10 protein-coding genes and 3 pseudogenes are annotated in these 10,615 nt (G+C 52.0%); 6 read left to right on the top strand and 7 right to left on the bottom strand.

Going from position 1 to position 10,615, the window contains the following annotated elements:
* Both BKD70_RS24520 and BKD70_RS25490 read right to left on the bottom strand, forming a co-directional pair.
* Positions 1-124: pseudogene (locus tag BKD70_RS24520) on the bottom strand (IS5/IS1182 family transposase); the annotation flags it as partial.
* Between the two features lie 90 nt (positions 125-214).
* Positions 215-349: pseudogene (locus BKD70_RS25490) on the bottom strand (site-specific integrase); the annotation flags it as partial.
* Between the two features lie 642 nt (positions 350-991).
* Between BKD70_RS25490 and dcm the strand changes: the two are divergent.
* The 4 genes from dcm to BKD70_RS24890 all read left to right on the top strand — a co-directional run bounded on the left by dcm (position 992) and on the right by BKD70_RS24890 (position 4,521).
* Positions 992-2,398, top strand: coding sequence for a DNA (cytosine-5-)-methyltransferase (gene dcm / locus BKD70_RS22085; RefSeq protein WP_047273861.1), 1,407 nt, complete (start codon positions 992-994; stop codon positions 2,396-2,398).
* Between the two features lie 60 nt (positions 2,399-2,458).
* The gene (locus BKD70_RS24510) at positions 2,459-2,962 is read left to right on the top strand and encodes a very short patch repair endonuclease (protein ID WP_080960338.1); all 504 of its coding nucleotides are present in this window, start codon (positions 2,459-2,461) and stop codon (positions 2,960-2,962) included.
* Positions 2,923-4,173 carry a type II restriction endonuclease gene (locus BKD70_RS22080; RefSeq protein ID WP_047273859.1) on the top strand — a complete coding sequence of 417 codons (1,251 nt, stop codon included), beginning with the start codon at positions 2,923-2,925 and terminating at the stop codon, positions 4,171-4,173. Before BKD70_RS24510 ends, BKD70_RS22080 begins: the two co-directional genes overlap by 40 nt.
* Positions 4,174-4,266: 93 nt before the next feature.
* Positions 4,267-4,521, top strand: coding sequence for a hypothetical protein (locus BKD70_RS24890; protein WP_139047492.1), 255 nt, complete (start codon positions 4,267-4,269; stop codon positions 4,519-4,521).
* A gap of 294 nt (positions 4,522-4,815) precedes the next feature.
* On the opposite strand, the gene rclC is transcribed toward BKD70_RS24890, so the two are convergent.
* Together rclC and BKD70_RS22070 are read right to left on the bottom strand one after the other, a co-directional pair.
* On the bottom strand, positions 4,816-5,391 hold the full coding sequence (gene rclC / locus BKD70_RS22075; protein WP_016779378.1) for a reactive chlorine resistance membrane protein RclC: 576 nt from the start codon (positions 5,389-5,391) through the stop codon (positions 4,816-4,818).
* A 177-nt stretch (positions 5,392-5,568) separates the two neighbouring features.
* A complete protein-coding gene (locus BKD70_RS22070; RefSeq protein WP_016779377.1) occupies positions 5,569-5,910 on the bottom strand; it encodes a carboxymuconolactone decarboxylase family protein in 342 nt (113 codons plus the stop codon).
* Between the two features lie 110 nt (positions 5,911-6,020).
* Between BKD70_RS22070 and BKD70_RS22065 the strand changes: the two genes are divergently transcribed.
* Entirely contained in the window at positions 6,021-6,932 is a 912-nt protein-coding gene (locus BKD70_RS22065) for an AraC family transcriptional regulator (protein WP_047273856.1), read from the top strand.
* 180 nt (positions 6,933-7,112) lie between these two features.
* On the opposite strand, the gene BKD70_RS22060 is transcribed toward BKD70_RS22065, so the two are convergent.
* A complete protein-coding gene (locus BKD70_RS22060) occupies positions 7,113-8,051 on the bottom strand; it encodes a LysR family transcriptional regulator (RefSeq protein WP_016779375.1) in 939 nt (312 codons plus the stop codon).
* A 121-nt stretch (positions 8,052-8,172) separates the two neighbouring features.
* Here BKD70_RS22060 and BKD70_RS22055 point away from each other — a divergent pair, with 121 nt between their 5' ends.
* Positions 8,173-9,099 carry an alpha/beta hydrolase gene (locus BKD70_RS22055; RefSeq protein ID WP_016779374.1) on the top strand — a complete coding sequence of 309 codons (927 nt, stop codon included), beginning with the start codon at positions 8,173-8,175 and terminating at the stop codon, positions 9,097-9,099.
* A 427-nt stretch (positions 9,100-9,526) separates the two neighbouring features.
* Here the strand turns inward: BKD70_RS22055 and BKD70_RS22050 are convergent, their stop codons facing one another.
* Together BKD70_RS22050 and BKD70_RS25485 are read right to left on the bottom strand one after the other, a co-directional pair.
* The gene (locus BKD70_RS22050; RefSeq protein WP_047273853.1) at positions 9,527-10,321 is read right to left on the bottom strand and encodes a DNA adenine methylase; all 795 of its coding nucleotides are present in this window, start codon (positions 10,319-10,321) and stop codon (positions 9,527-9,529) included.
* Between the two features lie 150 nt (positions 10,322-10,471).
* A pseudogene (locus BKD70_RS25485) lies at positions 10,472-10,615 on the bottom strand (lysis protein); the annotation flags it as partial.

The raw sequence follows: 10,615 nt of genomic DNA, 5'->3' as shown, positions 1-10,615 counted from the left end.
CCCAGAGGACGCCGTTGAGCATCAAACGATCATCTGCTCGTGGGCGCCCACTGCGGCGGGGTTCATAGAAGATGTCTGCAACCAAATCCCAGGCGGCGTCGGGGAGTTCGTATCGTTTGGCCATCGTAGGCTCCTGCCTTTGATGGTCGCGGACTTTACTGAATCTCGGCGCCTGCGGAATTCAAATTGGTTTCGGCTGATTTCGTACAGAGCCTAGTTCTGCTTCACGCTTGCGAACCCAAGCTTGGGCGGCCTGTTTACGGGCGAAGGTTTGGCTCTCTTGGTAGACTTGCACACCGTCGCGTTTGATGCGGATCTGGGCAGTGTAGGTCACAACCCCACTTGCCAGTTATCTTGCCCTGATAGTTGCCATGAGAAAGTGGTACGCGTCAGTTTCAAAGTGGTACATCGTACCACCGAGCCTTGAAAAACGCCTGAAAACGCCCTAAAACATGCTTAAAACACGTAGACAAAAATGGTACAGAATTCAGCTACACCCCACGTAAACACAGGCTCTACGGTGTCCAGACGCTTTAGCGTGGCCCCTATGATGGATCGAAACGACTGATTTAAAAAACCATTATTAATCAATAGCTTATATTTCGTTTCAGTGTTGCTGTAGCAAAATTAAAGCTACACAGAGGCCATCCAAAGGAATCCCGCCCCCCTCCCGCTCTTCCCCTTTGGCAGTACATGCCACCATTAACCGCCCTAAGCATCTCCCTGCTCATCCTCGTCGTCCCAAGCGCTAAACGCTCATTGACCAACTGATAAATAGACGCTTGCGAATGAGCAACAAAAAATGTGGATTACCACCCTTGCATACTGGTTGGATATACAGCAACCTACCACGCAACATATCCCTGACTCGCTTCGATCCGATGCGGTGGCTGATTTCGCCCTTCCGGGAAGATATTAATTTACATCACAAGCTAGAGGGATAGAATGGTGACATTACGTCACAGATTTTACCCAGAGGAAAACAGGACTCATGAACCTTTTTGATAGCGCAGCTCCTGAGTCTGCCCAACTGGGACTTCCAATCTCTCCACCGCACCTCGCAGAAGATCTTGAGCTGATAAACAAGCTACTCGAGATCTACGACCAGGGGCAGCTTGCCGCAAAGCTTAATGAGGTAGGCTCCCTGCATTGCCGGGAGACGGTAAACCGTTGGGTTAAAGGCAAGGCAACGCCTCGTCTTACCTACGCAGAGCACATGCATCTGAAGTCCCTGCTTCCACCCAAGCCTACAAAAAAGACCACTTTCACTTTTATCGACCTGTTTGCAGGAATCGGTGGAATCCGGAAAGGGTTTGAAGCCATCGGAGGTGAATGCGTATTCACATCCGAGTGGAACCCTTTCGCCGTCCGCACTTACAAGGCAAACCACTATTGCGACCCGGAGCGTCACCGCTTCAATCAGGACATCCGTACAGTTACCTTGTCCGACAAGCTCGACGTTAGCGAAGAAGAGGCCTACCAGAATATCGATCGTGAAATTCCTGATCATGACGTCCTGCTGGCCGGCTTCCCGTGCCAACCGTTCTCCTTGGCAGGTGTTTCCAAGAAAAACTCTTTGGGCCGCAAGCATGGCTTCGAGTGCGAAACTCAGGGCACCCTGTTCTTTGACGTCGCCAGGATCATCAAAGCCAAGCGCCCGGCAGCCTTCCTGCTGGAGAACGTCAAGAACCTGAAAAGCCACGACAAGGGCAATACATTCCGCATCATTTGCGAAGCACTGGATGAGCTCGATTATGAAGTCGCAGACGTCAACGCGCCAAAGGGTTCAGACCCAAAGGTGATCGACGCTAAAAACTTCGTACCGCAGCATCGGGAACGTATCGTCCTGGTCGGCTTCCGCCGCGACTTGGGTATCCATGACGGCTTCACGTTGCGTGACATTGAAAAGTTTATCCCCAAACAACGCCCTACCTTTGGTGACATCCTGGAGCCAAAAGAAGAAGTGGACAGCAAGTACATCCTCACGCCGAAACTTTGGGATTACCTTTACAGGTATGCCGAGAAACACCGCCAGAAAGGCAACGGCTTTGGGTTTGGCTTGACAGGGCCGAATGACGTAGCACGTACCCTATCGGCCCGATACCACAAAGACGGGTCTGAAATATTGGTGGATCGCGGCTTCTCAGAGAAGCTCGATTTTAATAGTGAGCTCAATCAGCTGAATCGCCCTCGCAGACTTACGCCGCAAGAATGCTCACGTTTGATGGGTTTCGATAAACCGGGCGAAAGCAAATTCGTGATTCCAGTTTCAGATACGCAAGCGTATCGTCAATTTGGTAACTCAGTTGCAGTCCCTGTGTTTGAGGCGGTTGCACGACTGATGAAGGATCGGATTTTGGCCGCGAAAGCCAAAACCGCAGCCCCTAAGCAGCAGTAAGTGCCCCGGAGTTCTCCACACAAGCATCGGGGCCATCACTGCCCCGATGCGGAGGATGCCGTGACTGATATTGTCAATGTCGAAACCCGCTCCCGGATGATGTCCAACATCCGGAGCAAGAACACCTCTCCCGAACTTTTGATCCGTAAAGTCCTGCATGCCAGAGGGTTTCGTTTTCGTGTGCATGCTAAAAACCTTCCGGGAACGCCAGACCTGGTACTGCCAAAGTATAAAGCTGCAATCTTTATCCACGGCTGCTTCTGGCACGGTCACCGATGCCGCTATTTCAAAATCCCCCAAACCCGTCAGGAGTTCTGGCTGGAAAAAATAGGCAAAAACCAGGTACGGGATGAACTGCAGATCGCTGCCTTAAGGGCTCAGAGATGGCGGGTGTTAACCATTTGGGAGTGCGCCGTACGATCCATGAAAAAGCAAAGAACACCATTGTTGATTGACCAAATTGTTTACTGGCTGCTACAAGGTTCAGCGTTAGCCCAGATAGACGAAACCCATTTGGAATCCGCATGTTCTCAGACCGTATCAGTGACTACTTCGAAGGTGTAGCGGCAAAATACTTGAGCGCTGTCGATGCTGATCCTGAACGCTCCAACCAGCATGAGATTGGCGGGCTTCCTGCGGCAGGATTTAAACAGTACTTGGGCACCCCCTCTAAAGATCAAGAGTACCGGTTCAAGACAAAGCAGATTTACATCGCTGACGATTCAGTCGCCCCAGAAACCGTGGAGGCTGACGTCACGTGGTATGACTGCCGTAGAAAACAGCCGCATCGTGGCCCGGAATACAGACTTTACTACCCTACAAATGCAGTCACTGAATTGCTTTCAGAAGGTGACTTTTTGCTGGTGGCCAAGCTGCGTGACGACTCTTTGTTGATGGTTTTCACTCCGGCTGGAAGCACAATAGAACGGCAGCTTCGCGTTCTTTTCGCACTCGATAATGTTGACGAACGATTTAAAGCCGGTAGCGTTGAAACGCTCCGCTTGTTTCTTCCGCTAAGACTGATGCTGGAAGATCTCGGCATCGAGACAGGTCAGTTTGAGACAGGTGATGATGCTTGGTTAGAGCGTCTTGTAAAACTGTTTGGCGGCGAGAAATTTCCAACGACATCTGCATTTTCTAAATTTGCCCGCGAATCCATTGAGCAAAAAGTAGATCCACTTGCAGACCCGGATCAAGCCATTCTTAACTGGATGGATCATGAGGAAAAACTGTTCAGGATTTATGAACGCCACTTGGTTCAGGACAGACTACGTGAAGGATTTGGCGAAGACGGAGCTGATGTAGACGGATTCATCAGTTTTTCGTTAAGTGTGCAAAATCGACGAAAGTCTCGCGTTGGCCATGCTTTTGAGCTCTATCTCAGTGAGATATTTAATGCATATGGCTTGCGCTTTGAGCAAGGGGGTGGCAAGGGATTCACTACAGAAAACAACTCCAAGCCAGACTTCATATTCCCAGATTTTAAGTCATATCATTGCCCAGCATTTCCAGTACAACACTTACATATGCTGGGAGCCAAAACGACATGTAAAGATCGCTGGCGACAAGTTCTTAGTGAAGCCAATAAAATTCCGCTAAAGCACCTCATAACTCTTGAGGCGGCAATCAGTGAAAAACAGACCGCTGAGATGCAATCACAAAACTTACAGCTAGTGATACCAGCCCCCATACATTCGACCTACACATCGTCCCAGACAAAATGGCTGCTCACTCTTAATCAATTCATCGAGCGAATTAGACCCCCATCTCTATGAAAGCGCCAAACACAAATTTAAACTCACATACTAAAGCCATGGTTAAAAACTTTTGAATTGCTGAGCTTTAGCTCGATAAAAATCTGGCACTTGATGAGTTTAGGTGTTTTGGTTATGAATCTTCGGCCATATTTGCAACGCGACGAGGTGGATCCGCGCATCGTCAACGCCATAGCACACATTGAAAGTGAAAAAGCGAAAGGCCACATAACGGATTTGCAAGCGAGAAAGCTGTTTGCTGATTTACAGCATCAAATACTCAAAAAAGTGATAATAGAATCTTCGTTCCGAGGCGAACCCGGTGTCTCTGAAGGTAATGCAGAATCCTCGGTGAACGAGTCAAAATAGAGTGCTTGCTAGGATCAGCTATTCAATACCGATCGACCTGAAGAACAGAAGATATGCGCCGTCGTGTTGATTGAAAATTGAACGACGTAGGTAAGTATCCAGCAATCAGACTTAATGCTGCAGTATTTTCTCTTGTTCCTGGGCGAACCTGACGTTGAGATGCTCCTGGCAACGTAGCACAAGGCCTTTGGCCGATTTAAGCCCTTTGTGACAGGCAGAAATCGGCCACAAGCAGCCTCTCGGAGGTATCTACGAAGCTTGAGGCGATTCAGATTTCAAGGCTTTAAAAGAAAACTAGGGGCGCCGCTCTTGCAATAACTGACGGGCGGAATCAGCCATCACCGGAAGAGCGCCGGCCAGCATCAAGAGATCTTTGAGCACTAGGCGTCCTGCACCAGACAGGAATGGAAAGCCATGTTCACCATCACCAAGATCCGGTACCCAGGCTTCAGGTGTGGTGAGCAGGAAGGTTAAGGTCACCAGCGGTGTACCGAAGGCCAGCGCCCCACCAAGCAGACCGGCGCGTCGCGAGATCGGGTTGGAAAGCACCAGCAGACCGATCAGAATTTCTACTACGCCCAGGCCGTTGGAAAAGATGTATGTGTTATTTGCGGTCTGCCAGACGCGCTTTTCCGCATTCAATTCACCCTCGTGGGTCAGGTGTGCCTTGTAATCCTCGGGATGTTCATAAAAAAAAGACATAAACGGGCTGTTGGCGACAAATGGGGTAATGCTATCGGCTTCGTAAGGCGCGAATTTGAGCGCCCCGATCCACAAGAAAACTACGGCGATCGCCAGTCTCATGAGGTGTGTGCCAAGGGTGTCGAGCTTGCTGATGAATTGCAGCCATGTAGTGAATGAAGCGAGCATCAGACTTATCCGAATATTTGGAATGTGAAACCAGTCTGAGGCTTAGCCGCGAGACGCTTTTGTGCGTCATGCTCAAGTTATTGTTCGATCGTCTCAACAAGTGGCTGACGTCTGGATGTATCAGGTAAGCCCCGGCACGTTTAAGTGTGCGGGGCCGGTGGAGTTATGGCGAAAGAGCTATTTTTTCAAGGTGTCGTACGCCTCAAGAGCGCGCAGTGAATAAATATAAGCGGCGCCTGCGTTCAACGAGATCGCAGTGGCCAAGGTCGCAGCCACTTCCTCGCGGCTCGCACCAGCCTTAATGGCCGCATCAGTGTGAGCTGCAATACAGCCGTCGCAGCGTGTAGTGATGGCGACTGCAATGGAGATCAATTCGCGGGTCTTGGTGTCGAGCACATCGTTTTCGGCAGAGGCTTCTCCGAGGGCCATGTAGGCTTTGACCATTTTTGGATTACTTTTGCCCAGCGCGCCGAAAGCTTTCTGGATGGAGGGTAATAATTCGGACCAGTTAATGAACATTGCGGTAACTCCTGAGGGGGGGTGGGTGTAATGTTTAACCTTGTTTAGTGTATGCCCTAGTCCTATTTTGATTAGTTCGATACGCTCTGTTTTTTCTGCGATGCGCTCAAATGAATTCGATCGACAAGCTCATCAGCCTCGCCAATGTTCGTGGCAGTCTGGATTTACGTTGCCAATTTCAGGGTGACTGGTCCCTGGAGCATGAGCAGGAAGCGCTGGGCAAAGCGCCATACCACGTGGTGCTGTCGGGTGAGTGTCGGGTGGAGCTTCCAAGCGGGCAGCGTCTTTCTATGCGCGCCGGCGACGTTCTGCTCCTGCCGGGTGGTGCGCCGCATGTGCTGCATAGTCCGGGCAAAGCTGTTGCGCCAACATTGGTATCGGCAAAGCGTATCGACGCTGGCATATTGCCCATACATCGCATTGGCGGCGTGAGTGCGGATCTGGACATGCTATGCGGCTGCTTTCACTTCAACCGAACTTCGTTGCTATTTGCTTCATTACCTGACTACCTGTTGATACCCAGCGGCACGCTCCCAGCGGATGGACCATTACAGTCTCTGGTCGATTTATTACGCGGGGAAGCAGACGGCGATCAGATTGGAGCAAAATTTTTGCTCGATGCTCTTTCTCAGGCGTTATTCACCCTGATCCTTCGCGCCCATCTATCTAGCCATGGCCAAGACATCGGCACGCTCGCCTTGCTCAGCGATAAACGTCTGGGCCCCGTATGGCAGGCGATGTTGGCTGATCCTGCGCACGAGTGGACCATCCAAAATCTAGCAGATATCGCGTGCATGTCCCGAGCATCTTTCATGCGGGCGTTCGTTCGTGTGGCTGGTGTGTCGCCATGGGTATTGCTTACGCAAGTCCGTATGGAATTGGCGTTCAGCCTGCTGAGTCATTCGCATCTGGGATTAAAAGATATTGCCTTGCAGGTTGGTTACCAATCGCAGGCGGCGTTCAGCAAAAAATTTAAGGAGGTTTATGGGGCGCCTCCAGGGAGAATGCGCCGCAGAATTTAGAGCTGTCACTTAGGTAGGGGTGACCAGAGATGGCCGTTTTCTGCCTGTTGTGATCGGCGGAGAGCGGCCAATAGCGTCCCTTCAAATATTTGAGTTGTAAACTGTTGGAAATACAGACGCCATGATTAAGGTCGAGGTGATCTAGGGTGTCTGAGCGTCGGTTCAGCCAGACGGCTTCGCTTAGGGTGCAAACGTAGGAATTGCCGAATCACGCTCCCATGGCGGACAAGGCGACCAAGCCTCCACAAGCTTATCGATGAAGAGACGAATTTTTGGAGAGAGATGTCGCTTGCTAGGGTAAATCACCCGAATAGGCTCTGCGGCCTCTGCATACCCTGCGAGCAATTGAACGAGTTTGCCGCTCCTCAAATCGTCATTTACCACATAGGAAGGAAGAGTCGCGATGCCTAGGCCAGCGACAGCTGACTGGTGCAATGACTCAGCACTGTCCATCTGTAGCCTTCCACCATGAGTAACGGGCACGGAGCTACCATTCACGCGAAAATTCCAAGGAAGCAATCTCCCACCGCTCACGAAATGCAGGCACTGGTGCTCGGACAAATCCTCAGGCGTTTTGGGCTCGGCATGCTCAGCCAGATACTTGGGTGAAGCGCAGGTAATCATTTGTTGATAGGCCACGGTACGCGTGAGCAACCGAGAGTCTTCCTTCGGTGGCCCGATGCGCATGGCCAAATCAAATCCCTCATCGATCAGATCGACCAGCCTGTCGGAAAATGTGATATCGACGCTCAAGGAGGGCCAATCCTTAAGACAGCACTCGATGTGCTGAAGGACATGAAGTCTGCCTAATGCTACCGGCAGGCTCATCCGCAGTCGCCCACTGGGTGTTGAACGACGAAACGCAAGGGCATCCTCCACGTCGTCCAGATCCTGAAGAACGCCCACGCAACGCTCATACAGAACCTGGCCGTCATCCGTCATGCTTAAACTGCGCGTAGTACGATTCAGTAAACGTACCTGTAAACGAGCCTCGAGCCTGACTATCGACTTCCCCACTGCAGAGCGCGTAAGGCCAAGCTGCTTGGCCGCCGCAGTGAAGCTTCCAGCGTTTACCGAGCTTACAAACGCTGCGATATCATTCAGGTTATGGAGTTCCATGGGGCCTCAAGGGTCTCAACGTTCGGGCGGCTTAGCACCTGTTATGGGGAACTCTATTCCCCAATACTAAGCATAGTATCTCAATTAGCTAATCCACTCCCATCGATCAATTGAGGTCATTATGAACACTAAAGTCCAAGCAGCCGTCCAAACCTGGGCCAACAGCCTTAGCGATCTGGTACCCGTTCTTAAGGGAATTGATACCACCACAAAAATGAGCGACATCCGCGACTCTTACGCAAAAATGCTCGCGCAAAATCCAGCGCCAGCTGGCGTTAAATTCGAAGCAGTCAACATGGGCGGCGTCCCCGGCACACTGGTTACCCCGGACGAGATCAAAACTGACGCAGTAGTGATGTATATCCACGGCGGCGCCTACATTGTAGGTCGTCCAGACGGCTACCACGGCATCGGAGGCAATTACGCGAAAATGCTCGGTGCTCGTGTGTACATGCCAGACTATCGTCTTGCTCCTGAGCACAAGTTCCCAGCCTCTGTTGACGACACATTGCGCGCCTACGAATGGCTGCTTGAGCAGAAAATCCCAGCTAACAAAATTGCGTTCTCTGGCGAGTCGGCTGGCGGCGCGATGGTTGTCAGCATCATGGTTGCTGCTAAGTCGAAAGGGCTTCCATTGCCTGCGGTTGGCTCCTCCATCTCACCATGGGCGAACCTTGAACACACCGGTGCTTCCATGAGCAACCGTGAAGGTCTGGATCCTCTGAACTCCAAGCCTGTCCTGGACATCCTCGCCAGAGCATTCCTAGGCGACACATTGGCCAATCATCCTCTGGCCTCACCTGTGTTCGCGGACGTCACCGGTCTTCCACCAATCCTGGTGCAGATCGGCGAGAACGAGCTGATGTTGAGTGATGCAATGCGCCTTGCAACTCACCTGGCTGATAACCGCGTTCGCGTAAACCTGGAAGTATGGCCTGCGATGTTCCACGCCTGGCACTTCTACGCCACCATGCTGCCAGAAGGTCAGCAGGCCATGGAGAGTTCGGTGCGCTTCATTGAAGCAGGCTTGGCCGAGGCTAATCCTTAACGCGTAGATCAGCCGCGACAACTATCCCGGCTGTCGCAGTTAACACATTGACATTAAAGCAAAGGTGCTAACCCAGGATGGGTATGAGCCTGCGCTGACGACGAGGCCCAAAGCTAGAGTTTTTCCGGCGCTCATGTTGAGTCGCCCCTGCTTTAGTTGACGGTCGATGACCGCTATTGGCCGTCAGCGGACGCTGGCGAATGTACGCTCCTGGCCCAGAGTGTGTAAAAACGCGTCGCCAAAATTGAAGTGTCCGCGTCTACGTTAAATCTGAAATTTATCGGCACGTCTGCAGATGTGAATTTCGCGCAGAAACGCGATTTCCAGTCCTGTTTTGAGCACCTGCCGTGATCAAAAACGTTTTTACACAGCCTCGGCCGATAGCAGCCCTTCGTCACGGACTGCTGTCGGTTTCAAACTTACCAATCTAAAACAATCCTCCCAAAGCCTTCGGTTCCCAATTCATCACAATCAACTCCCCGGTCACCTCAGCCTTCGCTTGCCGTTGATTGGTGGTCGTGTATCGAATCTCGGTCGTCTCAAAATGAAACCCATCAAACACCCGCCGGATCTCCGGATGGTCGTTGATGCTGACCATCACCTTCCCTTTGCAGCACCTCATAAAATCGGCCATGCGCTCATAGTTTTCAAACGGGAAGTCGACACCGTACCCTGTCGTCTGCCAGTAAGGTGGGTCCATGTAGTGGAAAGTGTGCGGCCGGTCGTAGCGCTCGGCGCACTCAAGCCAGGGCAGGTTTTCGACGTAGGTGCCGGACAGGCGCTGCCAAGCGGCAGACAGGTTTTCTTCGATGCGCAGCAAGTTGATTGCAGGGGCGGTGGTTGCGGTACCGAAACTCTGACCTGAGACCTTGCCACCGAAAGCATGGTGCTGCAGGTAGAAGAAACGAGCGGCGCGCTGAATGTCGGTCAGGGTTTCCGGGCGGGTCATTTTTTGCCACTCGAATATCTGACGTGAGCTGAGTGCCCATTTGAATTGCCGCACGAATTCTTCCAGATGGTTCTTTACCACACGGTACAGGGTGACCAGGTCGCCATTGATGTCGTTGAGGACTTCAACCGGGGCAGGCTGCGGGCGCAGGAAGTACAGCGCCCCGCCGCCGGCAAAGACTTCGACATAGCATTCGTGGGGTGGGAACAGGGGGATAAGGCGGTCGGCGAGGCGGCGCTTGCCGCCCATCCAAGGAATTATGGGTGAGGACATTGTTTGCAAGACCTTTACTGTATGGATAGACAGGTGATAGGCTCGCTCCGCTTTGTGCACGGAGCAGGAGCCTTGACTGGGCTTGCAGGGCTAATCTGCGGGTTTGGTGGCCAGGCTGGATGTTGACGCATCCAGCTTCGGCCGCTCCTTTTATTTCGTGTGTGAGACTTCTTTGGCGTAGGCCTGACAGGCCTGCAGCGCGATCAGTCCTTGGTCGCCGTCGCCGGTGATTCCGATAATTCGTTGAGCATGCGCTCGGTCAAGTTGGGCTCTCGCGGTTCCATGAACCACGCC

Source organism: Pseudomonas sp. BS-2016, assembly GCF_001806145.1.
GTDB lineage: Bacteria > Pseudomonadota > Gammaproteobacteria > Pseudomonadales > Pseudomonadaceae > Aquipseudomonas > Aquipseudomonas lundensis.
This window is presented reverse-complemented; position numbering and strand designations above follow the sequence as displayed.